This window comes from Streptomyces sp. NPDC032161 (assembly GCF_040636995.1).
Taxonomy (GTDB): Bacteria; Actinomycetota; Actinomycetes; order Streptomycetales; family Streptomycetaceae; genus Streptomyces.
Window position 1 is genome coordinate 53,155 of the sequence record NZ_JBEZVN010000003.1, and the last position, 23,816, is coordinate 76,970.

Annotated in this window: 19 protein-coding genes and 2 pseudogenes; 10 read left to right on the forward strand and 11 right to left on the reverse strand. The window is 71.0% G+C overall.

What is annotated here, in order from left to right; all coding sequences use genetic code 11:
- Positions 1-304: 304 nt before the first annotated feature.
- Genes AB0E67_RS10615 through AB0E67_RS10645 form a run of 7 tightly spaced genes read right to left on the reverse strand, consistent with a single transcriptional unit; the run spans position 305 to position 11,238 of the window.
- Entirely contained in the window at positions 305-1,096 is a 792-nt protein-coding gene (locus AB0E67_RS10615; protein ID WP_362023777.1) for a hypothetical protein, read from the reverse strand.
- On the reverse strand, positions 1,093-4,482 hold the full coding sequence (locus AB0E67_RS10620) for a thiopeptide-type bacteriocin biosynthesis protein (RefSeq protein ID WP_362023780.1): 3,390 nt from the start codon (positions 4,480-4,482) through the stop codon (positions 1,093-1,095). The genes AB0E67_RS10615 and AB0E67_RS10620 overlap by 4 nt, the downstream gene beginning before the upstream one ends.
- A gap of 18 nt (positions 4,483-4,500) precedes the next feature.
- Positions 4,501-6,054 (reverse strand): MBL fold metallo-hydrolase, encoded by a 1,554-nt coding sequence (locus tag AB0E67_RS10625; protein ID WP_362023783.1) that lies wholly within the window; start codon positions 6,052-6,054, stop codon positions 4,501-4,503.
- A complete protein-coding gene (locus AB0E67_RS10630; RefSeq protein WP_362023786.1) occupies positions 6,051-7,403 on the reverse strand; it encodes a TfuA-like protein in 1,353 nt (450 codons plus the stop codon). Before AB0E67_RS10630 ends, AB0E67_RS10625 begins: the two co-directional genes overlap by 4 nt.
- A complete protein-coding gene (locus AB0E67_RS10635) occupies positions 7,400-8,719 on the reverse strand; it encodes a YcaO-like family protein (protein WP_362023789.1) in 1,320 nt (439 codons plus the stop codon). Before AB0E67_RS10635 ends, AB0E67_RS10630 begins: the two co-directional genes overlap by 4 nt.
- Positions 8,716-10,827 carry a radical SAM protein gene (locus AB0E67_RS10640; protein WP_362023792.1) on the reverse strand — a complete coding sequence of 704 codons (2,112 nt, stop codon included), beginning with the start codon at positions 10,825-10,827 and terminating at the stop codon, positions 8,716-8,718. The genes AB0E67_RS10635 and AB0E67_RS10640 overlap by 4 nt, the downstream gene beginning before the upstream one ends.
- Positions 10,828-10,884: 57 nt before the next feature.
- Complete coding sequence (locus AB0E67_RS10645) at positions 10,885-11,238, reverse strand: hypothetical protein (protein ID WP_362023795.1); 354 nt, start codon at positions 11,236-11,238, stop codon at positions 10,885-10,887.
- A gap of 552 nt (positions 11,239-11,790) precedes the next feature.
- On the opposite strand from AB0E67_RS10645, the gene AB0E67_RS10650 reads away from it, so the two are divergent.
- From AB0E67_RS10650 to AB0E67_RS10660, 3 genes are all read left to right on the forward strand, one after another.
- The gene (locus AB0E67_RS10650) at positions 11,791-12,180 is read left to right on the forward strand and encodes a hypothetical protein (protein WP_362023798.1); all 390 of its coding nucleotides are present in this window, start codon (positions 11,791-11,793) and stop codon (positions 12,178-12,180) included.
- Complete coding sequence (locus AB0E67_RS10655) at positions 12,177-12,752, forward strand: TetR/AcrR family transcriptional regulator (RefSeq protein WP_362023801.1); 576 nt, start codon at positions 12,177-12,179, stop codon at positions 12,750-12,752. The genes AB0E67_RS10650 and AB0E67_RS10655 overlap by 4 nt, the downstream gene beginning before the upstream one ends.
- Positions 12,753-13,033: 281 nt before the next feature.
- A complete protein-coding gene (locus AB0E67_RS10660; RefSeq protein ID WP_362024625.1) occupies positions 13,034-13,645 on the forward strand; it encodes a hypothetical protein in 612 nt (203 codons plus the stop codon).
- 166 nt (positions 13,646-13,811) lie between these two features.
- Here the strand turns inward: AB0E67_RS10660 and AB0E67_RS10665 are convergent, their stop codons facing one another.
- Positions 13,812-13,982 (reverse strand): hypothetical protein, encoded by a 171-nt coding sequence (locus AB0E67_RS10665; protein WP_362023804.1) that lies wholly within the window; start codon positions 13,980-13,982, stop codon positions 13,812-13,814.
- Between AB0E67_RS10665 and AB0E67_RS10670 the strand changes: the two genes are divergently transcribed.
- The 3 genes from AB0E67_RS10670 (at position 13,981) to AB0E67_RS10680 (ending at position 18,960) form a co-directional block, all read left to right on the forward strand.
- Positions 13,981-15,465 carry a hypothetical protein gene (locus AB0E67_RS10670; protein ID WP_362023806.1) on the forward strand — a complete coding sequence of 495 codons (1,485 nt, stop codon included), beginning with the start codon at positions 13,981-13,983 and terminating at the stop codon, positions 15,463-15,465. The genes AB0E67_RS10665 and AB0E67_RS10670 overlap by 2 nt on opposite strands.
- Before the next feature lie 1,119 nt (positions 15,466-16,584).
- Positions 16,585-17,811 carry a radical SAM protein gene (locus AB0E67_RS10675; protein ID WP_362023809.1) on the forward strand — a complete coding sequence of 409 codons (1,227 nt, stop codon included), beginning with the start codon at positions 16,585-16,587 and terminating at the stop codon, positions 17,809-17,811.
- Between the two features lie 147 nt (positions 17,812-17,958).
- Positions 17,959-18,960, forward strand: a complete 1,002-nt coding sequence (locus AB0E67_RS10680; protein ID WP_362023812.1) for an alpha/beta hydrolase — start codon at positions 17,959-17,961, stop codon at positions 18,958-18,960.
- 128 nt (positions 18,961-19,088) lie between these two features.
- Here the strand turns inward: AB0E67_RS10680 and AB0E67_RS10685 are convergent.
- Positions 19,089-19,339 (reverse strand): annotated as a pseudogene (locus tag AB0E67_RS10685) (lipase); the annotation flags it as partial.
- Between AB0E67_RS10685 and AB0E67_RS10690 the strand changes: the two are divergent.
- Positions 19,339-19,721, forward strand: a pseudogene (locus AB0E67_RS10690) (transposase); the annotation flags it as partial. The pseudogenes AB0E67_RS10685 and AB0E67_RS10690 overlap by 1 nt on opposite strands.
- Positions 19,722-20,016: 295 nt before the next feature.
- Here AB0E67_RS10690 and AB0E67_RS10695 read toward each other — a convergent pair.
- Positions 20,017-20,979, reverse strand: coding sequence for a helix-turn-helix domain-containing protein (locus AB0E67_RS10695; RefSeq protein WP_362023815.1), 963 nt, complete (start codon positions 20,977-20,979; stop codon positions 20,017-20,019).
- A gap of 122 nt (positions 20,980-21,101) precedes the next feature.
- Here AB0E67_RS10695 and AB0E67_RS10700 point away from each other — a divergent pair, with 122 nt between their 5' ends.
- The 3 genes from AB0E67_RS10700 (at position 21,102) to AB0E67_RS10710 (ending at position 23,427) form a co-directional block, all read left to right on the forward strand.
- Positions 21,102-21,926, forward strand: a complete 825-nt coding sequence (locus tag AB0E67_RS10700; RefSeq protein WP_362023818.1) for a dienelactone hydrolase family protein — start codon at positions 21,102-21,104, stop codon at positions 21,924-21,926.
- 245 nt (positions 21,927-22,171) lie between these two features.
- Complete coding sequence (locus tag AB0E67_RS10705; RefSeq protein ID WP_362023819.1) at positions 22,172-22,396, forward strand: hypothetical protein; 225 nt, start codon at positions 22,172-22,174, stop codon at positions 22,394-22,396.
- 488 nt (positions 22,397-22,884) lie between these two features.
- Positions 22,885-23,427 (forward strand): GNAT family N-acetyltransferase, encoded by a 543-nt coding sequence (locus AB0E67_RS10710; protein WP_362023822.1) that lies wholly within the window; start codon positions 22,885-22,887, stop codon positions 23,425-23,427.
- Here AB0E67_RS10710 and AB0E67_RS10715 read toward each other — a convergent pair.
- Positions 23,411-23,806, reverse strand: a complete 396-nt coding sequence (locus tag AB0E67_RS10715) for a transposase (RefSeq protein WP_362023825.1) — start codon at positions 23,804-23,806, stop codon at positions 23,411-23,413. The genes AB0E67_RS10710 and AB0E67_RS10715 overlap by 17 nt on opposite strands.
- Positions 23,807-23,816: the final 10 nt, after the last annotated feature.

A 23,816-nucleotide genomic window follows, 5' to 3' on the forward strand; every position in this document is an offset into this window, starting at 1 on the left:
CCATGCTTGTACCGGGCACGGGCGCTCCGCCACCTTTGCCGGTCCAACCGGCTGACGGCGAAGGCGCGGACCGCGCCGCACGGAACCCGATGAACCACAGGCCGTGTCCAACCGGATCCCGTCAGCCGGGAATCCGTGTGAGAGGCGGACCGGCGTCTTTTCGGCTCCCGGCCGGAGGCTGAGTGAGGAGTCCCGCTCAGCCTCCGGTGGCCGGGAAGTCCCGGATCATGGCTGCGCAGGCATCGAGTAGGGGAACGGCGTCGACGGCCTGTGCGCGGTGGTCGGCCTCCCGGCCCCGTCGGCGTCATCTCCGCGGAAACGCGAGCAGAGCTGCCGTCTCCGCGCGGCGCCCCGCGTCCGTACCGCCGAGGCGGACGGCCTGGATGTGGCAGAGCCTGGCGACCACCGGCGTCCACACCTCCTCGACCGGGACGCCTGCCATACGGGCGACGCAGGAGGACCAGGTGTGCAGGCTCACCGCGAGGCCGGTGGGCAGAATGGGGCCGGGAAGCCGGGGGAAGGCCGAAGCGGCGGGCGGCGGTGTGGGCGGGGGAGCGCCGGAAGCACGGTGGCCGGCAGTGGCTTCGAGCCAGGCCAGGTGCCAATGGGCCGCGGCGGGCCGATGACGCTCCGGAACCAGCCAGGAGTACAGGCTCGTCACTTCGTCGGCGATCATGTCCTGAGGCACGTACCCGCTCGGGTCACCGGAGCCGGACGTCAGGACACCGTGCGCACGGTCGCTGGTCGCCGCCAGCAGATCGCCCCAGACGAAAGGCGGGCGGCCGTGGGGGAACAGGCCCGGGCTGCACACCGCCGCACAGGAGCGGGGCTGCGCGGCGGTGACGAGCCCGCGCCGCAGGGCGCCGGTGACCCAGTCCAGTTGGGCGTCGAGGGGTTCGGCGACGGGGACGGCGAACTCCATCGAGGCGCCCCCGTCGAGTAGGTCGGCCCAGAACCACGGGGTTCGCGCCGCACCGCCGACCAGGGCCAGCAGCCGCCCCCTCGCGGACGCCGACGCGCACCGGACCCTCCAGGCGTGCCAGTGGGACCGGCCGGGCCAGTCGCGCCGGGCCTGCCGGGGACGGGAGAGCGTCACTCGGTCCCGCTCCCTCGCACCTGTGAGCCGTACTCCTGGCGGCAGGCGGAGTCCTCGTACGGGGACAGTCCGGCCCGCACCACCGGAAGGAGACGCTCGGGCGTGAGCGCCCACCGGTTCCAGTGGAAGAGCACCAGCGCCGTCGCCCAGGCCCGTACGGGGAAGCCCTGAGCACGCCGGAGCAGGGTGGCGGCGTCGCCCGTGCGTGCCGCCCACCGCCTGGCACGGACCAGGTGGGTGTCGGCCACCGCGTCTCCGGTGACCGGCACCCGCCCCGCCAGGAGCGATTCCGCCACGGCGGGGTCCACGTACGGCGGACCGTCGGGTGCGACGTGAGGGCCGAGGGCCGTGCGCAGGGCGTGGTCGAGTCGCAGCCAGAGGTCCCGGAGCTCGTCCGCGTCCTCGGCGATCCTGGACAGCAGCGTCTGCGCGGTGACCAGGCCCACCAAGGGGACGAGCGAGGTCTCTCCGCCGTCCGGGCAGGTGTTCCACGACAAGGCGAGGCGGCTGTCGGCCGCGCAGTGGGTGTGTGCCAGATCGAGGCCGGCCGGTCCGCCGAAACGATACGTCTCGGGTTCGTACACGCCGGTCGTCCGCAGCCCCGGGAGCCGGGCGGGCGGCGTCGCGTCCGCCATCGCGCGGCGCAGCGAGCCGGGGTCCGGGGACTCCAGCCGCAGCCGGATCCCCGGAGGCTTGTGCAGGTACCACCACCGGGAGACGAGCCCTTCGTCCCGCCACCGCGCGACTCCCTCCCGCAGCCGGGACCACTCGGCCCGGTCGGCCGGCAGGTCGCAGTCGCACTGCACCCAGGGTTCGCCCGTGGCCCGCAGGCTCTCCGGCCCGCACAGCGCGATGTACGGATCGAGCACGGGCCGCTTGTCCGCGCCGGGGCGGTGCCCGGCGGGCGCGTCGGACGTACTCCATGCCACGGCGGCCTCCCACAGGTGTTCGCGTCGCTCGCCGTCGACCAGTCGGCGCCGGGGGTCCTTCCGGCCGGACACGGGGGTGATGACCAGCGGTCCGGGGTCCGCCCGGGACACCAGGGGGACGAGTGCGTCCAGGGCCAGGGGGCTCGACGGCGGCACGGCCAAGGGGGTGGCGGCGGGGTGCTCCGGGCGGACCTGCACCAGGGCGGGCAGCCCCATGTCCCGTACCGCCTGTCTCCAGGCGAGGTAGCGGGCCGGACCGCAGAGGCGGACCAGCCCGGCCACCGCCGCCGGGGGGACGGTCCAGCGGCGGGTGCCGATGCGGATGCCGCCGTGTGTCCTGACCTCGGGGTGGTGCCGCCAGACCTCGCGTTCGGCCGGCAGTGCCGGCAGCCCCAGCGACAGCCATTCCCAGCCGTGGCTCATGGCGGCCGTCCACAGCAGATGGCTGAGCGGATCCCGATGGCCCGTCTCGGCCGCCGCGTTGTAGACCGGCATCAGGCGCCGGGCGGGCTCCCGGGCGTCCACGCACCAGACGCGGCCGTCGTGGTCCACCGTGAGCAGCCACCGGTCGGCCGAGGCCTGCCCGGCGGCCGTCAGGTCGAGCCGCGCGCCGGTCAGGTCGGGGCGGACGGCCGTGCCCGGCTCTGCGCAGTCGCGGCCGACGACCTCCACCGCCCGGCCGAGCAGGGCCGCGCGGAACGCCGCCCGGTCCGCCGCTCCCGGCCGGTGCCGGGCGTGGAAGACGGCGGGCTGGGGGCGTCCCCACAGGAAGGCCAGGTGCCCCCTGCCGTCCGCGGTGAGCACGGCCGCGCCCTGCCCGCCGCCTGTCGGGCGGGCCATCGCGGCGAGTGTGTGGACGGGGCTTCGCCGGTCGGCGAGCAGGCGTTCCTCCCACAGATCGCAGTCCTCCTGCACCCCCAGGGCGGTGAACGGCCGCGGGCCGAACCGCAGGTCGAGGATGCCGGGCCGGGTGTCCGGGCTGTCCGCGGTGGCGGGCCGCCCGCCGGGGTGGTGCCGTGCGGCCTGTACGGCGTCCCAGCGGCGCATCGCTTCCCCGAGCGGTACGGGTGGCAGGCCCGCGAGCGCCTCGGCCAGTTCCCCGACCGACGCGTGCCGGTACCGTTCGGCGGTCGCGTCGGCCTCCGCGTTCGCCAGCGCCTCGGCAATCGTCTCCTCGGCGGCGCGGTCGTCGGCGGCCGTCCAGGAGAGGCGGAACGCGGATCCCGGCTCCCAGTCGACGGTGACGACCGTGTCCTCCGGCGCGGGGACGTCCGCGAACGCGAACAGCCTTGCTGCCTCCTTGTCACAGGCCCGCACCTGCTCCCGCACCCGCCGCGGGGACCACTCGGCCAGGCCGAGCGCCAACTCCTCGCACAGCGCCCGGATCCGCTTCACCGACAGCGCCCACATCTCCGCGTCTCCGGCCCCGAGTCCGGGGGTGACGGCCTCCAGGGCCTGCCACACGTCCTCGGCGGTGCCGGGGAGTCCCGCGCACGGCTGGAGGAGCCCGCGCGCCACCAGGACCCGCAGGACACGTTCGAGCGCCGGCCGCGCCGCGGTGTCGTCCCCGGCCAGGGCCGCGAGCAGATCCCCGGGGTCGACGCTCCGGCCGCCGTCGCAGGCGGTCAGGACGGCGTCCATCAGCGGCTGTCCCCCGACGCGGCTCCACACCGGGCCGTCCGGCCCGAACGACAGCCACCACCAGGCGTCCCCCTCGCGGTGGACGCTCGGGTCGCGGCGCAGCCGGCCCCGCAGGGGGTCCCGGTGGGCGAGTGTCTCGGCGGCGGCGCGGAAGGGGGCCAGGCGTACCCCGACCTCGTAACGGACCTTTTCCGGGCGTTCCGCGCGGTGCGGGTGGACCACGCCGGACCACAGGCCCTGCGGTGTCGGGCGGGCGCAGGCCCGGCTCAGAAGCCGCCAGAGGGTGTGCTCCAGCCGTCTGCGTCTGGCCGGGGCACCGTCGTCGCGCCGCGACCGTTCCAAGGCGTCGTGGACGGCGGGGTTGCCCACCGCCAGGGCGGTACGGAACCTGTCGGAGCGGGCGATCCGCCGCAGCAGGGCGCGCTGCCGGCCGTCCTCGGCCGCCCAGGCGGTGGCGAACTCCTCGGTCAGGGCGGCCAGGCGTCGCCGCTGTTCCAGGTCGTCCCGGATCCGCCGGCCCACGTCGCCGTGGGCGTCCAGGAGCGTCGCCACCGACGCGTCGCACCGTACCGGCTCCGGGCCGGCGTGCAGGGCGCGGCGCAGGGCCAGCACGGCGCGGCGTTCGCGCCGGGGCAGAGCGGGCACCACCGGGAACAGGGCGTCGGTGAGCTCACCGCTGCGGGCGGTGATCGCCTCGCGCAGTGCGAGGAGTTGGTCGGCGCGGCGGGCGAGAGCGTCGGCGGCGAAGGATTCGAGCAGGTCGATCGGCCAGGCCGCGACTCGCAGGACCGGCGCGCCGATCACCCTCACGTCCATGTCCCGGCCCGTCCGCGGTCAGTGGACATCCGCCGGCTCCGGTGTCCCCTCCTGCCAGGGCCAGCTGTGGCCGGGCACCCGTACCAGTCGGCGCCGGCCGCGCACCTGCGCCAGGGAGTCGCCGGGGCGCAGAAGGCACACCTCCACGCCGGTGGAGCTCACCTGACCGTCGAGCAGCGACGAGCGGCACCGCGCTGTCCGCGCCACGCACTCGGGGAACGGGTCGATTCCCGCGATCTCCTCGCCGTGCCCGTCCAGCCGCGGCCCCAGACCCAGGTTCCAGTGCCACGGCGCTCCGCCGTCGGCGTACGGCACGACGGCCCGCGCGCCCCAGCGCTCGGCCAGGTCCAGCGCACCGTCCGCGTCGGTCATCAGCTGCATGCGGCAGGCCCACAGTTCCGGAGGCACGAAGGGCAGATAGCGGGCGATGGAGGAGAACAGCAACTGGACCGGGTACATGCGCCAGCCGCGGTAGCCGGCGAAGACCAGGTCGGGATCGCCCAGCCGGGCGCGCGCCTCCAGGGCCACATCGCGCATGTCCCCGCGGTCGTCGCGCCCCGCGTCGGCCAGGAAGACGGAGCGGGAGCGCGGGGTTTCGACCAGATAGGTGTTGCCGACGTTGGTGACCTCCGGGTGCAGCCGCTTGGCGTCGGTGGGCTGTTCCCCGTAGAAGGGCAGGGCGGTCACCGTGATGTCGCCGACCTGCCAGGACGTGTGCCAGGCGAGCGGTACGACCGTGGTGAAGCCGAGCTCGGTCAGGCGCAGGGCCAGGTCGGCGGTCAGGATGCTCTCCCGTTCGACCACCGGGACGACGACGGGTGTGTCCGGTGGCAGCCGGAGCAGCGACGCGGGGTCGAAGTGGTCCGGGTGACTGTGCGTCAGCAGGACCGCGTCGAGCCGGCCGAGGTCGGCAGGCTGCATCGGCTGATAGGTCTCCGGGTAGACGGCGCGGCGCGCGGGGAGCCAGGGATCCACCGCCACCCGGGCCCGGCGTCCCTGCACCAGGACGGTGTTGTGGCCGCAGAAGGTGACGTCGGCCTCCTCCAGTTCCGGGGCGCGGCGGCCGGGTGGCGCCGGGGCGAGCAGGCCCTGTTCGCGCAGGCCGGTCAGCAGGGTGCGCAGGTCGGGATGCAGCTCCCGGGCGGCCGCCTCGGTCAGGCCGCCGTTGCTCAGGTCCGCGATCAGCGCGTGGGCCGGCGCCCAGTGGCTGTCCGGCAGGCGGAGCCGGACGAGTGCCTCGCCGTACGGCAGGTCCTCGCGGCCCAGCGTGAGCAGGCGCGGCCGGGCCAGCGCAGGGTCGGGGTGGCGGACGTCCTCGTGCAGGTACCAGCCGCCGTCGGCCGCCACGTCGGCGACCGCCCGGAACGCCTGCCCCCGCACCACCTCGGCCAGCAGCCCAGGGGCCGCCGCGACCAGCGAGGCGTGGCCGTGGGCTTCGGCGTGCTCGGCGAGGGGCGCGTACAGCCGACGCGCCGCGAGTTCCGGATTCGCCGTGACCGGGCTGCCGAAGCGTGTCCGGTCCTCGTAGGTGACGTTGATGCTCACATCGGCACGCAGCCACGTCCGCGTCATACGTTCTCCTTCAGACTCCGGTACGCCGCTTCGCGGGCCAGCACCCGCCGGAAGGCGTCCTCGTCGCGGTAGCCGGCGGCCTTGGCCCATCGGTCGACTTGGGGCGGGACGGGGATGCCATGGCGGTCGAACCACTCCTGGTACAGCTCGCGCGTGCCGCCTCCGGCTGCTTCGGCCGAGGGGTTCTCCAGGCCGGCGGCGGCGAGCGTGCGCTGCTTGTCCTCGGCCCGCGCCGCCAGCCGGCCGAAGCGGCCGGTGGCCCGGAGCTGATCGGGCAGGTGGGCGAGGACGTCGGCCCCGGCACGCGTGGCGACCAGTGCGGCCGCCGCGTCGGTCCTGGCCATGGCGTTGAATCCGTCCAGGTCGAGGTGGTTGTGCGCCAGCCAGGCGTCGAAGGCCGCCTGGTCGGTCAGGCCGAGGGCGGTGCACAGGTCGTTGGCGCGCTCGCGTACTGCCGTGGCGTCGGGCCGCACCGCGCAGCGTTCCGCCTCGGCGGAGGCGAGGGTGCGGATGAGGGCCCCGCGGTAGACGTCGGTGAAGTCCTCCGGCTCCAGGAGCAGTTCCTCCAGGATCAGGTGCATCGTGAGCGCGCCGTGGTCGCCGGTGGCGGGGGCCGGGCCGGCGCTCCGTACGAGGTCGTCCCACCAAAGGGTGTGCTGGAAGGTCCAGGGGACGCTGACGGGTTCCGGCGGATCGGTGCGCAGCAGGTCCAGCAGTGCCAGGGCGTCCTGCCGCTTCTGGTCCACCCGGCCGTGCGGAAGCCAGGCGCGCAGAGCGGCGGCGCTGTCGGCGAGGCCCCGCGCGCTCGCCTCTCCGAGGAGGGCGGACCAGGAGCGCTCGGGGTAGAAGCGCCGTTTGGCGAGCGCTGTGAGGGTGTCGGCGTCGTCGTCGCCGATGACTCCTTCGCCTGCCGCCGCCTCCAGGGTGCGGCGGATGTTGACCATCGCCTCGGACGCCGCCCGGTAGCCGAGAGCCTGCTCGGTGTGCGCCACCGCGACCTCGTCGTCGTCGGTGAGCGTGCCGGCGGCGAATTGCTCGAAGATCCAGCCGACCCCGACCATGCCGAAGGCCCGCAGCTCCGCGGCCCGCAGCGCTCCCATGCTGGAGGCGCCGTAGACGGGGATGCCCTCGTGCAGGGCCCAGAGGACCTCCTTGTGCCACACCGAGGGCACCCGCTCGAAGTAGCCGTCCACGACGGCCAGGGCCCGCGGCCGTTCCCTGGCCGCGCGGTACACGTCCCCCTGCGCGGCGGGCGGCAGGACGACGGCGTCCGGGAGGGTGTCGGTGACGGTCCCGGCCGGCAGTGTGGGCCCTACGAAGACGCAGACGGCGCCCCTCAGCCCGCTCATCGGGCGCCCCCTTCGCTGTCGCAGGCGTGGTCGGAGGCGACGGGAGGCGGGCCGGCGACGCCGCCGCGCAGTGCCCGGGCCCGTGGCCCGGGCACCCAGCCGTCCAGCATGCTCGCCGACTCCAGCCCGGGAATCACCACCCGCACGACCGGGATGCGCAGATGTGGCAGGGTCAGGTCGACGGCGAGGACCTGAGTGATGCCGGCGTTCTTGAGCCGTTCCAGCAGCCAGGCCAGGTCCGCGTCGAAGGTGTCGGCGTCGAAGCCTGGACCGGAGTCGAAGGACCGGGCGGGCGTCCCCCGCAGCAGCGCCCGCTCCCGGGCCAGCACATCGGGGTTGCGCACCCGGTCGTAGTCGTCGCGGGCCACGTCCTCCCTGGACCCGGCGGTGACGGTGAGCCGGCTCTGCGCCGCCTCGGTCAGCGCCCGCAGCAGGGCCACCGTGCGCACCGGATGACAGCCCATGCCCGCTGCCGAGTGCATACGGCGGAAGGGGTCGTCGCCCTCGGTGATGACGCAGAAGAAGGAGGGCACACCGATGTCGGCGGTCGTCGTCTCCCACACCGCCACGTCCACACCGGCCCGCTCGTACAGGTCCAGCACGGTCCGTGCGTCCGGGTTCCTCACGGTCGCCAGGTCGACGCGGGTGGCGGCGGCCGCGTCCGGGTCCAGCAGGTGCCACAGGGTGGTGGCGTCGCGCTCGACCACCTCGCAGATGCCGTGGATCACTGCCTCGATCACATGGTTGCCCGAGGCCAGGCCGTTGGACGAGGCCAGGAAGCAGCCGGCGCCGGTGGGCCGGGGCAGCGTGAAGCGGGTGTGGACCAGTTCGTACGGCACCCAGGTCGGGGTCTGTCCGAGCAGGTCCCAGCTCTCCGTCCACAGCAGGTCCAGATGCGGATGGAACCCCGAGCCGGCGTCGGCGGGCAGCGCGGTGACATCGGCCAGGGTGTGGCTCCAGCGCAGTTCCTCGTACGTGGCCAGCTTCACGGGTGCGGCGATCCGCTCGGCGTGCCAGGCCTCGACGGACTCCATGACGGCGGAGGCCCGCGCGGCGGGCAGGTCGACGCCCTTGCCCTGCGAGACCGACAGCGAACGGGAGTTGGGCCGACTGACCACGACGACCGGGATGCCGATGTGGTCGAGTCCGGTGACGTCCGCCACGCGCGTGATGCCCATCATGTCGAAGAGGGGGCTCACGCGGCGGACGGTGTCGTCCGGGGGGACACAGCGGTGGGTCCCACCCTTGAAGAGCTTGGGGACGGGGGCCGAGCCCGCGGCGAGCAGGTCCCGCAGGGCGGCGTTGGCGTCGCTCACGCGGCGGCTCCGATCCGGGTGCCGGCGGCCGGCACCAGCCACAGCACGCCGGCGGCCAGCATCTCGTCGATCATGCCGCGCAGTTCCTTGGCGATCACCGCCCGGTCGTGGGTGTCGCGGTCGCCGCCCGGAGCGACCTGGGAGGCGAGCGCGCCCAGCAGGTCGTCGACCCGGCAGGGTTCGGCGGGGCGGGCGAGCAACTGCAGCAACTGCCGCGGCGTGCGCACCCGTCCCGTGAACGACTCGGCGACGAAGCCCTCGCCGGTGGGCCGGAAGCGCGTGCTGCGCGGCCACTCCAGCCGGAACAGCAGCGGATCCCCGGGTGGCGGCAGGCACAGCTGCCAGGGGAACCGGTCGGTTCCGTATCGCTCGGCGTACAACATGGCGTACTCCTCGAAACTCGGCCACAGGTGCGCGGGGAACTGCCGGTGCACTGGGAAACGGGCCCGCAGGACGGCCTGGAAGTCGGCGATGAGCTGCTGTGCCCGTTGCGTGGACAGCCCCCCGGCCGATGTCCACGACCGCACCGACAGCGGGAAGTCGGCACCGGCCAGTTCCTCCGCGTCCATCTCGATGCCGAAGCGGTCCGCCTGTTCGAAGTAGTCGGTCCGCAGGTCGAGGCTGAAGCCGTGCACGTCGAAGCTGTGCCGGGGGTCGGCGAGCACGTCGGCGTGATCGAGAAGGAAGGACAGCGTCCGCTGTGCGTCCTGCTCGGTCTCCTGGGGGAACCCCACCATGCTGAACAGGTGCAGGCAGATCCCGGCCTCGTGCACCGCGCGCAGGACCTGCGAGGCGACAGGCAGGCGGACGCCCTTGTCCATGTGGTCGAGCATGCGCTGGGAGCCCGACTCCAGGCCGAAGAACAGCTTGCGCACCCCCATGGCGGCCAGGCGTTCGCACGTGGCGGCGTCGAAGCCGGGCTCCAGCCGGGCGTAGCCGACCAGCGACACGTCCAGGTCCCGTTCGGCCAGGGCCTCGCCCAGTCTGAGGAGGAAGCGGGGGGACAGCGCCTCGTCGGTGATCTCGTAGTGCCGACAGCCGTGGCGTTCCGTCAGCCGGGCGATGTCCTCGGCCACGACGGCCGGGGGGCGCGTGCGGTAGGGCCGCGGGGCGACCCGGTTGATGTGCGGGATGTCGCAGAACCGGCACTTGTTGAAGTAGCAGCCCTTGCCGGTGAGGATGGGCAGGACCGGGACAGGGGTGAGATAGCGGTCCAGGGGAAGGCCTTCGAAGTCGGGGGTCGGCAGGGCCGGCACGTCCTCGGCCACCACCCGCCCCGCCACCGGGGCCCCGGACGCGTCGAGCGCGACGGTGTTCGGCACGCCGGCCAGGTCCCGGCCGTCCGCGAGGCGTTCCAGGACGCCCAGCAGGGCGGTCTCCCCTTCGTATGGCACCAGCGCGTCGCAGAACAGCGTGAAGAAACGGGGCCGCTGCAGGAGCGCCGACGCGAACTTCGCGTAGACGGTGCCGCCGATCACGACGGTGTGGCCCGCGCTCTTGCACCGCCGCGCGAGCGTCAGACCTGGAATCACCTGCTGGTGGTTGAGGATGGAGATGCCGACCAGGTCCGGACGGACGGCTTCCAGCTCGGCGAGGATCCCGTGCGACCAGTGGTCCTCGAAGACGTTGACCGCAGGGTCGGCGGTCGCGCGGTCCAGGTCCGGCAGCCGGGCCGGGTCGATGGCGTCGACCGCGTAGGTCACAGGCGCGATGTCCCAGTCCACAGCGTGGGCGGCCCCCACCATGCGCAGTCCGTGGGACAGCGCCTCACGTGCTTCGACGAGGGCCAGCGGATGATAGAAGGCCACAGGGTCGCGCAGCGTGTCGGCGGCTCCCGGGGCGAGTTCCAGCGTCCGTTCGGCCATGGCCAGGACCCGGTCGAGCCGGTCCCGCTCGTCGGCCGGGACCCGTCGGGACCGGCGGTCGCGACAGACCCCGGCCGCTCGCTCCAGCGCGGCGGGGCGCAGCAGCGTGTCGACCGCCTCCACATCGAGGTCCCGCTGGGTCACCTCGACGCCATTGCGGCGCAGGCGGGACGTGAGGGACGGAAGGGCCAGGTGCGGGCTGCGGGGGTCGGCTGCTGGCGGGAACAGGAGTACTGCGTGCACGAGGGCGGTCTCCAGGGGCCGAACGACAGGGGCAGGACGGTGGGAGCGGTGGCCCGGTCAGCGCGAGACCGTGCTCGGGTTGACCCTGAACTTGGCCAGGCCCATCGTGCCCGGGCACATGACCGTCCCCGAGGCCTTCCAGTTCACGTCCTCGGCCAGGTCGGCCCGCTGGAAGGGGCCCACGAACGACTGCGCCTGGGCCGCCTTGCCCGTGCCCATCCGGAAGCCGTTGCCCGTGATCTCCTCGCCGCCGGCCACCTGCACCGCGTCGAGCAGATTCGTACAGAACTGCGCCATATCGGGCTCCGTCACCTTGCAGGCATCCAGCATCTCGTCGCGCAGGAAATAGAGCGACCCGTCCTCGCCGCGGATGATCGTGCCGCCTTCGTCGTAGCTCTTGTTGTCGGTCATTTTCGTGTCCTTCCTGGTCGGCGGGTCCGTCTCACGGACGGTCCACATGTGAACGCCTCAGGTATTCCACGGACATGGGTCCGTTGTGCGGGGCGGTTCGGGTGAAAGGACGGCTCTGACCCGACAGCCGGGCCCCGCGGCGCGGAATGAGGGTTCCCCCGGGGAGCCGTCCGTGGGTGCCCGGGGCGAGGGGCTCCGATGTGGGGGTGGCGAGCATCGGCTCCGGCAGCGGCCAGGCCGAGGGCATGGTCGACGTCCTCCACCCACGCGTGGGTGGCGGTGTGCGGTATCGCCCGGTCAGCGGATGCGGAGCGAGGGCACACGGCGGGCGGTTGCGGGGCGCACGTGCACACGCGATCGATCCACTGCACGGCGGTCCCCGTATCGAAGGCGGCCGCACTCCCGCTCCGGCCGCTCTGCGCGCACAGCAACGCCCACCCCTCCCTTGCCGACTCGCCCGCCGGTTTGTTTGGACGACCGTCCTGGACTACCGTCCAAACAGGTGGATGAAACGAGTGCCGGTCACGGCACTAGCTGGAGGTGAACAGCACGATGAGCCATTCCTCTTTGGCGACGCTGATTGCGGCACTGCTGGTATGGGAGGCCCTTCTACTGATTCCGATGGTCCCGGGCAAACTGATCGACACGCGTGACTTCGCGCCGTTGCCCCGGTGGCAGTACAACTGTTTCAACGTGTTCCTGACCACGCTCGGGCTGGCCAGCTTTGTCGTGGCCGGTTTCGCGTTGGCCAACCAGGGCTGGGCGTTCGTGGCGGCACTGGTACTGGGCCTGCTCTACATCGCGGTCTTCGCGGCCGACCTCGGCGAGGTCTTCCCCGTTGTGCCGGATCCCATTCCGGTTCAGCTGCTCGTACTGGAGGCGATCGCGCTGGCTTCGGCCGGGGTGATCGTGGTGATCGGCATCCAGGGGATGCGGCTGTGAACGCCGACGACCGGCGTGTGTCCCGCCCGGCGGAGACACGCGAGAAGCTCATCGACGCCGCGGCCTCCCTGATCCCTGAGCTCGGGTGGGACAACGTGAGCAGCCGCCGGGTGGCGGACCGCGCCGGCGTGAACCTCGGCGTCGTCCACTATCACGTCAACAGCATCGCCGAACTCCGGCGTATCGCCGCCATCCGGAGGATCCGGGCGTTCTTCGAGGGCCCTGCCCATGAAGCCCTGCTGGAGACGGATCCGCGAACGGCCATCGGCAACCTGCTGAACAGCCTGTCCGCCAGCGGCCCACGAGACCCGGAGCTGCTGCTCCTCTTCGAGTCGCTCGTCGCCGCCGGCCGGGATGACCAGTTGCGGGAGGAGATCGCCGGTTCTCTCGCCGAACTGCGGACCCGGCTGCTCGAATGGCTCACCGAACAGGGCGCAGCCGCTCCTGCGGCGGCCGCAGTCACCATCACCGCGGCCATCGACGGATATCTGCTCCAGCGAGCGCTCGACCCGTCGCTCGAACCCGGCCTCCTGATCGAGGCACTGGCCAGCCTCGTACGACCGCCGGCCTAGTGCCGCTCCCGGCACTAGCCAGGACCTGAGCGTGGAGCGCGTGGCCCAGGTGGCCGCCCCGGGCACCACCTGGGACGCCTGACCCCGTTCCCGTTCCCGTTCCCGATCCCGGTCACGCTCCGGGCTCCGGCGCCCGTACCGGGAGCGGGACGGGCGCCGACCGCTCCCGTACCCCGGCCGCGTCGGCGTCCCGCCTCGTCATCGGGTCGGGCGTAGTGCCTGTGTGGCCGCAGTCCTCGGCTCAGCGGTCGCGCAGGTAGGTGGAGAGGCTGGTGTTGGTCATGCACGACAACGGCACTGTCCGCCGCCCGGCAGTTGATAGCGTAATCGTCGTGACAGAACTGGAAGAGCTGGTCCTGAGCCCCGGCGAACGGGCCCGGGGGGTTCAAGTCGACGGCGTGATGTTCACGATGGACTGGACCGGTGAGGACTACCCGGGCCAGCTGGCTGCGTTCGTGGCTGGTCGAGTACGGGCCTTCGGGGCGGAACCGACAGACGTCGACACCACAGTCGTCCACCAAGCGGCCGAGACCGACCCGACCCTGCGCCGCGGTGATTTGCCGGTCCGTCAGCTCGATCACCTGTCCGGTGTGCTGGCAGATCTCGGCTGCACGCTCATGGTGTGGGAGAACGGCACCGACACCTACGAGGTACTGGTCGCGCTGACCGATGAGCGTGAGCCGACCGGGTTGATGCACCAGGGCCTCCCGGTGCGGGCCTGGGGTTCGGAACCCGAAGAGACCCTGGTCAGCCTGGACTGCCCGAGCTGCTCGCAGATGCTGGTCTGGGGATTGTCGGCGGACCAGACCCTGGCCGACGAGCGCTGCGATTGTGGAGCCGCGTTGTTCGACGCCACTGGCCGTCCGCTGCCCCATGTCACCCTCCACGACTGAGCCGCTCAGCGCCCTCCGACCCCGACTCGTCCCCACGATGTACTGCTCACCGAATGCAGCGCCCACTGATCCGCACGAACCGCACCTGCCCGCCTTCACGTCACAGCGATCTGCACCCAGCACTTCATGCTCGTCAGGTGCGGATCGCGCACAGAGACGCCGGTGGTCAAGGCCGTGGCTCGGCGGTGGGGCCCGGCAGCGCCGATGCGTGGCTTGCGCGACTGGAAGGCGGCACCGGGACCGCGCCGGCGGCCGCCGCCCCTTCCAGCAGGATCTGCTTGTCGCCATGGGAAACCCCGCCGGAATCACCGTTGTTGATGAGTACGGTGCAGTACATGCAAACCACCACCGGGGCGGGCCAGGAACAGCGCGGGCACGTCCTCCTCATCGCGGGTGACACCGCCATACGACGGCGCGCCGTGCAGGTCGAGCCCAGCGCCAACCTCGCAGCCCTGTCGATGGTGCCCGTGCCCGTGCTGCTCGCCAGCAACGTGCCCGCCGACACCACGTACCTCGACGGCGTCAAGGACCAGCAGGCCCTGCTGATGAAACTGCGCAGCGCCGCCGCCACGCCGGGACCGCTGCTCGTCTACCTCTCCGGCCGCCTCACCCTCGCCCGCCGCGACCACCAGCTCTACCTCGCACTGACGCACACCACGTCATCCACCATCCGCTACACCGCACTGCCCTGGGAATGGCTGGGAACGGAACTGCGCCACCGCCCCGCAGGGCTGACGACCGTCCTGGTCGACCTCGCCGCGGACAAGCACGCATGGCCCCACCTGCAGGAGCCCGGGGCGCTCGCCACTCCCCCGGCCGCCGAGGTCTACGGGGTGATCACCCCTCCCGGCTGCGCCGGCAGCAACGGCGTGAGCAGCTACACCCGGGGGTTCGTCGAGCAACTGCGCCTCACCCCCGACCGGCCCACGAACGCCCGACTGCACGCACAGACCGTCGGCTCCGTGGCGCTCCCACCCGGTGCCCTGGTCCTCCCGCACATCCCGGAGATCAGCGCCCCGCAGACCGAACCCCGGCATTCAAGGACGAACCTGCTGCTGCTCGCGGACGACCAGCAGCAGGAGGAGCCGGGTGAGGCTTTGCCCGGCCCCGACCGGCACCCGGCCCCGCCCTCGCCCTGCTCCCCTTCCCTGTTCCAAAGCTCGCCGCCGCAGCCTGCTGCGCTCAGCCCGGGCTTCGTGCCACAGCCGCCCGTACCTCAGCAGTCCCAGCCGACCGCGCCCACGCCGTCGGCGCCCGGGCCCGGTCACGACGACGTCGACCACCAGTGGCAGCGTGCGGAACCCGCTGCCCCGGTACGGGCTCCGCACCCGGTCCCCGTGGCGGCCTCGACTCCCGCAACGCAGCACGTTCCAGCGGTCAAGCAGCCGGTTGCGCCGCCCGAGACCGACCCGCGTCCGTACATCCGCGCACTGGCCGAGCAGCACCGGTATCCCGAGGCGATGCAACTGGCCCAACTGTGGGAGCAGCATGCCCTGACCACCTACGGTGTCACCTCTCCCCAGGCCACCCAGTGGACCGAGATCCGCGCGGACCTCTCGAAGATGCAGGGCAATTGGATACTGGCCACCCACTTGTGGATCGCTGCCTGCCGGACCCGTCTCGCCCACCAGTCGCCCGACGCGCCGCAGGTCATCGCCGCAGTGAAGAGCGCCCACTACTGCTGGACGCAGATCAGAGACCCGCGGCAGGCCCGCGAGTGCGGCCCCGAGCTGATCAGCCTGCTGCGCACCCTGCCGACGCTCGACCACCGACACCTGTCCGTGGCACGGCAGCGCCTGGAGATCCTGCACAACAGCTGACGCACGACTACGAGGGGAGGACGACGTCATGGCGTCGAACCGAACCTGCAGGATTCTACGGGCCCGCCACACCCTTGAAGCCGGGCCCGAGGCCCCGCGTCGACGGCATGGCACGGTGATCGACCGGGAGGTGAGCCAGGCCACTACGGCTCGCGCGGACTGCGGGGTGAGCCCGGCGCCGACCTGTCCGAAGGACAGGACTCATGCGTACGCGCCCCCGTGGGCACGGAGGGCATCGGCGAGCGCGGCTGCTGCGGTCTCGGCCGATCGTTCGCCCCACCGGTCATCAGAACGCTGCGCTCGGCGGGTAACTCGGTCGTGCCGAGCGAGCAGCACGGCCGAGGCCTGGGCTTCGGGCGGATCCAGGGTCACGGTGACCAGCGCGGCACCGAGCTGATGGGCACACACCAACTGCCCTCGAAACAGCAACCAGGGTCGGGGCCTCCGGTCTGTGGGCCCGCTCGGCGGACACACGTCCGCGCGAGGGCTTGTGCGCAGTGTCGGAGCCGTTCTGGACGGCCCCGTTCACCGGGCCGGGCCCTTGCCGGATCGACAGCTCGTCGGTTTGACAAGCTGATCACGCGCCGGGGCGTGAGTGCGCGAAGCCCGTCGCAGGGCCCGGCCGTGGAGCCCCAGGGATATTCACCGGACCAAGTCTTCTTTCGTGGTAAAGTACCGGCATGCTTATCGAGGTTGACAGACCGTAGCCGCCGAGCGTCGACGACGCTTTCGGCCCGTGCCACTGACTCCGGTCCGCAATGGCCAGGATGTGGGCTACGCACATGGCTGCACACCTCCATTCTTGGATGTGCATACTCTGGCTTTGACCAGCGCGCCTCGCATTCTCTTTTGCCTCCTGCCGGAGTTCTCGAATCAGCCTCTCTTCGTGGCGTGTTCACAGCATGCACTGACTCCTTGCAAAGACTTAGAAGTTCTTTTCAAGCCGTGATGCCTCCGGTCTGGAACATCTGACGTCGTTCGAGGAATGCAATATGCAGTCCGTCCTGTGTTCCCGTCATGCGTCGGACGGTGCCCATTCCTTTCGAGAACTGTTTCTCGTCAGCAGCGCGCCCGGTCCGCCGGGAGAGATTTCACGTGGAAGATTGTGAGCATCACCTCATGACGAACCAGCACCATGCGAACACATCGAGCGACCGGGCTCGACGGTCCCGCGTCGCACTCGCCAACCCTCCCCCCGGCACCCGACTCGCGCGCATCCGAGAGCATCTCGAATCGTTGGGGGCGCCCGATTTCCGCTACCGGCAGTTCCTGAGTGCCCTTCGCCGCGCGGAAGCCGAGACCTTCGACACCGTTCGCGAGTTGCCCGCCGAGCTCAGAGCGGGACTCACCGAGAAGTTCGGGCCGCGTCTGCTTCCCATCGTGCCGGTCGCCCGCCAGTCGGAGGACCAGGTCGAAAAGGTCGTCTTCGAGTCCGACCCGGGAACCCGTTTCGAGACTGTTCTCTCCCGCTACAGGGCCGGATGGACTTCTCTCTGCGTCTCGTCACAGGCAGGGTGCGGACTGGGCTGTACTTTCTGCGCCACGGCCGCCGTCGGCCTCGCCAGAAATCTCACGGCCGACGAGATCTACGCGCAGGTCATGCATCCGCATTGGCGGCTTCCGAACAGATCCCTGCCGGAGAGCGTGGCGTTCATGGGCATGGGCGAGGCACTGGCCAACCCGCACATTTTCGATGCACTGTGCCTGCTTTCGGGAACCGGTTACGGGGAAATGTCGCAACGCCGCATCACCGTTTCCACCGTGGGCTTCGCGCCCAATCTTTCCAGGCTCACCAAGGAATACCCGCAGATCACGATCACACTTTCCGTGCATTCACCGTTCACGGAAGAACGTGCGCAACTGATTCCACTGGAGAAGAGATTCCCCCTCACCGACAACCTGGCGATTCTGGATGAGCATGCGGGCACGGCACGCCGCAAGATCTACCTCGCTTATCTGCTGATCGCCGGCGTCAACGACACCGAAGAACATTTGCATCAGCTTGCCCGACTGGTGGCGTCGCGATCCCGGCCGGAACTCTTCCACGTGAGCGTCATCCGGTACAACCAAGCTCTAGGAGCACATCCCGCCTACCGGGCGCCCTCGGAGACACATGTCAGTCAGTTCGTCGCAGGCTTGCGCGAACGTGGCGTCCACGCCACCAGACGACGCCAGCTCGGCTCGTCCATCGATGCCGCCTGCGGCCAACTGCACGCCCGCTACGCCGCCTCTGCCCCTACCGGCGGCCTCCTCGCCGCTCCTCCGCCGATGAGTCCCGCCGAGGACCGACTGCTGCAGATCGGACGGCCGGGTCGGTCGGAGTCTCGCCGGACGGCAACCGGCTGAAGCGCGGAACGGGGCATCGGTACGACGACCGGAGGCGCGCTTCCGTCCCGGCATCGGCCGTCCACATCATGCACAGCACAACGGTCCGTCGGTGGTCCATGCCCCGCCCCGGCACCCGTGATATCCGCCCACAGTCCTGGAGGACGTATGAACAACCACCGTGACCGAGGTCAGCACGTGATCCCGCCCGTGCCCTTCGCTCCGGAACTGAACCCCACCCTGGAAAAACTGGGGCCCCCGCACGAGAACGCGCCCGCATCGGCCGACGAGATTCCCCGATGGCGCGCACACCTCGCGAAAGCGGACCCGACACTCGACGAGCTGCGCGACCGGGGCAGGTTCGAAATCCACGAACGATCGGTGCCCGGCCCGGCCGGGGCGCCGGACGTGTCACTGCTCGTCGCACGGCCCGCCGGGTTGTACGAAGGCGCACCGGTCATTTACCACATGCACGGCGGAGGCATGATCAGCGGAACCAGCCGGACAGGGATGGCGACGATACTGCGGGAGTGGGCCGAACCCCTCGAACTCGTCGTGGTTTCCGTCGACTACCGACTGGCGCCGGAGTTCCCGTACCCGGCCTCGATCGAGGACTGTTACGCCGGGCTGATGTGGCTCTCCCGCCATGCCGCAGCCCTCGGCGGGGATCCGCAGCGCATTGTCATCGTGGGTGGCAGTGCCGGCGGGGGTCTTGTCGCAGCGCTCGCGCTGATGGCGCGAGATCGTCAAGGCCCCGTGCTCATAGGCCAGCTGATGATGTGTCCGATGCTCGACGACCGTAACGACAGCCATTCCGCCCATCAGATGGCGGGCCTCGGAGTGTGGGATCGGCACGCCAACGATCTGGGCTGGAGCTCTCTCCTCGGTGAGGCCCGGGGGAGCTCACACCTCTCCATGTACGCCGCTGCGGCCCGCGCGGCGGACCTCTCGGGGCTGCCCCCCGCCTATGTCGACGTCGGTGCCGCGGAGACCTTCCGCGACGAGAACGTCCTGTACGCGACGCGTATCTGGCAAGCGGGCGGTGACGCCGAACTGCACGTCTGGGCCGGCGGATTCCACGGCTTCGATCAACTGGCACCTCACACCGACATCGCGAGGGATGCCCGTCACACCCGGTTCCGCTGGCTGTGCCGCCTTCTGAACCGCTGAGTGCCCGGCGTACGGGTGAGCCGCACGGGGCCCGCCCGTAGGTGCCCCGGGGACCGGTCCGGGGCCGAATCGGTCCCCCGGGCGGCCGGCCGGTCGTGCGGACCGGTTCGGTCGTCAGCCGCCCCCTACTCGACGATCCGGGCGAGTTCGTCGCGGATGGCGTTGAGCGTCAGGCGTCCGGCGGCACGTTCGGCGGGATCCCCCGTGCCCGTGAACCGCAAGGTCCCGCCGTCGAAGTCGGGCGCGAGGGGCCGGGAGTGCCTTGGTGCACCGGGTGCAGAACGGGAGACACGACCAGCGGCGGTGTCGTCGGATGGCCCTCGCGGATGGTGTCGAGGAAGCCGTGGATCACAGGGGCAAAGGCGCGCAGGCGCCTGACTGCGATCCGGCGCGTCGACGAGCGCGGAGCGGCTGTTCTGCCACATCTACGGCCGGGCAAAGAGCGTCTCGCAGTTCATCCCGGGCCGGCGCCCTACTCCTTCGTGGTTGCGCTGGAGTCCGGGCACACATCGTGGACGGGGATCTCGGACGCGGCCCGGCTCGGGCCCCGGGACGACGCCACCGCAGTGACCGCCGATCAACTACGCGCCGTCGACGAGCGCCTGGTCGCGGCCGGGCACTGGACCGACGGCGATCCCGACATCCTGATCGTGATGGACGCCGGCTACGACGTCACCCGACTCGCGTTCGTGCTGGCCGACCTGCCCGTCGAGATGCTCGACCGGATCCGTTCGGACGGGGTGCTGCGGCTGCCGAAGCCGCCTCGGGCGCCGGGCGGCTGGACAAGCCGGTTCACATACGTGATGTCGGTCCCGCGCGGCGAGTGGTGGACGGCCACCTTCTGTGCGGATCCGGGCCCCGAGCTGTACTGCGACGTGTGCGCAGCGCCCGAGTGGGAACCTGACGGAACCGTCCTGATTGAGGACGAGGACGATTCGCCGAGCACCGAGTGAGCTACGGCTACCCCGAGAGCGTCATCGGCAAGGCCCGGCGCGCATCCATCAGGGTGGAGGCCAAGTCTGCAAGATAAGCCGACGGCGCAGCGGTGCGGCTGCTCTACCCGTCGCGGCGACGACGGAACATCGCGCGATACTCCCCCGGCCGCCGGCCCGTGTGCCTGGCGAAGATGCCGCCGAACGCCCCGGGGTCGAGGTACCCGACATCGGCGGCGATGCTTGCGACGGTCTTGTCGGTCGTCTCCAGCAGGTGTCTGGCTCGACGCACCCGGGCCGTCTGCAGATACGCGAGTGGCGTCTCGCCGGCTTCGTCGCCGAAGCGACGGAGCATGGTTCTCGTGCTCACGTGGAACTCCTGGGCGAGGGCGGACAGGTCATAGCGAGCACTGAGGTTCTGGTCGAGCCACCGCTTGACGCTGAGTGAGAACTCCCCGCCCGCGGTGGGTACGAGCCGCGAGTCGACATAGGGAGCCTGCGTGGAACGTGCGTCATCGACGAGCGCGATGCGCGCGGTGCTGCGGGCGACGCGGGGGCCGTCGTGCTCGCGAACGAACTGCAGCGCGAAGTCGTACATGGCGCTGAAGGCCGCTGTGGTCGTCACCCCCCGGTCGGTCACGACCAATTTCTCCGGGCGGAGGCGTACGTCGACGTACCGGCGGGCGAACCGGTCCGCGAACAACCAGGACGTGGTCGCTTCGCGCCCGCCGAGCAGCCCGGCTTCAGCGAGCAGGAAGGCGCCCACGCAGATCGATACCACAGCGGTCCCGGAGGCCGCCTGCGATCGAATCGATGCCACTTCCGGTCCCAGGTTCGCGAGTGTGGCGTCGAGATCGAGCATGGGCGAAAGCTCGAAGCCCGGCACGATCAGGACGTCCACCGGGCGGACCGCCGAGACGTCGATGACCGAGCCACCGGACGCGGTCACCCGTCGCCGGGGTGAGATGACCGACGTCTCGTAGCCCGCCTGGACCGACCCGTGCGCCGCCGCGACGTGAGTGGCCATCGTCAGGAGGTCGGGAACTCCGAACACCTCCGACGCGAAGCAGCCGGGGTAGGCCAGCACACCGACTCGCAGCGGGCTCATGCTGCCCCTCCAGCACCTCGGGAACAGGTGGCGATATTACCCGGATACATGGCGATGCCGCCGCTTCTCAGAGAGGGCGGCCACTCGCCACCATCTCGGTCATGACAATCATGCGAGGGCAGAACGACCCCTTGGACGACTTCTCGCGAAGAGTCGTCAGCGTCGATGACGTCGACAAGACCGTGTACGTTGCCGGGTCAGGACCGGCAGTCGTCCTCATGCCCGAGATGCCGGGGATCAGCCCCGACGTCGCCCGGTTCGCGCGTTGGGTGCGGGATGCCGGATTCTCCGTGTACCTGCCCTCTCTCTTCGGCGTCGACGGTGCCTATCCGCTCGCCGAGGCACAGGAGACCATCGTTCGACGCGCATGTGTCAGCGCCGAGTTCCGAGCGTTCGCCGGCGGGGGCACCAGCCCCGTCGTCACGTGGCTGCGCGGCCTCGCTCGCCTGGCGCACGCCGAGCGCGGCGGGCCCGGCGTCGGCGCCGTCGGTCTGTGTTTTACCGGCAACTTCGCCTTGACCATGGCACTCGAACCGGCTGTCATCGCACCGGTGGTGAACCATCCGTCGCTTCCGCTCGACGATGCCGGCGGCCTGGAGCTCAGTGACGAAGACGCTGCTGCCGTGGCTCAACGCGTAGCGCGAGACGGATTGAAGGTTCTCGCCTACCGCTTCGACAACGACAACTGGTGCACTGGCCAGCGGTTCGCGGCCTACCGAGCACTGCTCGGGGACGCATTCGACGGTCGCGTACTCGAGGCCGGGACGGCGAACACGAATCCGCCACCGTTCTTCCGCGACGTCGTCGGTTGCGCCCACAGTGTCGTCACGGCGCACCTCGTTGATCGGGACGGTCACCCCACCATGCAGGCCCGAGACGAAATCATCGCCTTCCTGACCGAGCGGCTCGGAACACGGCAGGAATGAGTCCCTGGCGCTCCGGCGCCCTGCGATGCGGCGGGGCGCCGCCACTGCCCGATGCGACCCGACCATCGACCTGTATCGCCCGCAATGACAGGGGAGGACGAGCAGGCGGGAGAGTTCGACCGGGTCCTGCCGGTCGGGCGGGCGGGCGGGGTGACCGGAATCGACCGTCGGCGAGTTCCGCACAGCACGGGCGGGGCCACACCCACCAAACCTGTAAGTAAGGCTAGCCTCACCTAATTTTCATCATGATAGGGGATGACATGGTGATGGACGACAAGGCGGTCGGGCGAGTGGGGCTCGCCGGACTCGCGGGTGTTGTGGCGTCGTTCGCCTGGCTCGCGGGCGACATTCTGCTGCTGGGCAAGCCGGTGGTGTCGGCCGACCTGCATCCCGTTCTGGGCGACTACGACGGCGTGTCCAGCGTCTCGCCGGCGGCGATGCTCCCGGCGTCCACGGCACGACTGGCGTGAAGGAGCGCAGTTGAGCATCGGCAACCTGCTGCTCTTCTCGCTGTCGACCGGCGTGCTGTGGAAGGCCCGGCCGGGGACCGCGGGCCAGTCGGTGCCGACGACCGCGCCGAACGCGAACGGAACGCGGGGGCCGGAAGCCTCCCCCCGCATAGCCGTCCGGGCACGGCCCCGCAGACCTGCGATACGGGTTCAGCCGTCAGTGCGCAGCGAGCTCCACGACAGTCGCAACAACCTCGCCGAGGCGCTGAAGGCCTCGGTCGGCGCGACAGGCCGCCGACCCACTAGCAGCCGTGGAAGCAGGCGACACCGTGGGAGCCGGTGGCAGGGCGCCGGGAGACTTCGGCCCTCGACCGGCTCCGCCCGCATCCGACCGGATCGGGCCACGCCACCACCGACCTGGTGGTCCCTCTCGGTCGGAGCACCAGGGCGTGTATCGCAAGTGCCTGGTGAGGATGACGGAGAGCCCATTTGTGATCCAGAATGATTGGATGGTCACGCTCAAGACTCCCCGTTTGATCCTGCGTCGCTGGCGCGAGGAAGACATTGCGCCCATGGCCGCCGTCAATGCCGACCCCGAGGTCATGCGGTGGATCCGTGACGGCAGTGTCCGCGACGAACAGCAGACTCGCAGCGGGGTCCAGGCGTGGGAGAGCGAGTGGGAGTCACAGGGCTTCGGCCTGTTCGCCGTGGAGATCCGGTCCACCGGCGAGCTGGCCGGGTTCACCGGCCTTTCGGTGCCCGACTTCCTGCCGGAGGTACTGCCGGCGGTCGAGGTCGGCTGGCGGCTGGGACGTTCCCACTGGGGGCAGGGCCTGGCCACCGAGGCCGCTGCGGCCGCTGTACGGTTCGGGTTCGAAGAGCGAGGGCTGGAACGGATCGTCAGCATCACCCAAGTGGGCAACGACGCCTCCGAACGGATCATGACCAAACTGGGGATGCGTCCGGTCCGTGAGACCGTCAATCCCACCTGCGGTCGGCGAGTACGGGTGTTCGAGTTGTCGTCGGACCAGTACGTCACAACCACTCGTTGATGGCCGCGACGAGGACGGTGGGCTCGTAGCGGGCCGCGAGTTTGTCGTACCTGGTGGCCACGGCTCGATGTCGCTTGAGGCGATTGATGCCGCACTCGACCGCGTGCCGGGCCTTGTAGTCCTCTGGGTCGAACTTCCGTGGCCGGCCACCGCTGGATCCGCGCTTCTCGCGGTTACGGACGTGGTCGGCCTTGTCCGTAATGGTGCAGCGGATACCGCGACGCCGCAGGTGGGCACAGGCACCGGTGCGGAACCGGAGCCGTAGGTCGTCGATCAACTGTCGCCGGGCCCATGTCAGCGGGCGGCCGGGCTTCTTGCCCCTCGGCAACAACGGCTCCGGCACCGCCCCTTGCTCGTCCGTCAGATCTCGACGCGCCACGAACCAAGAT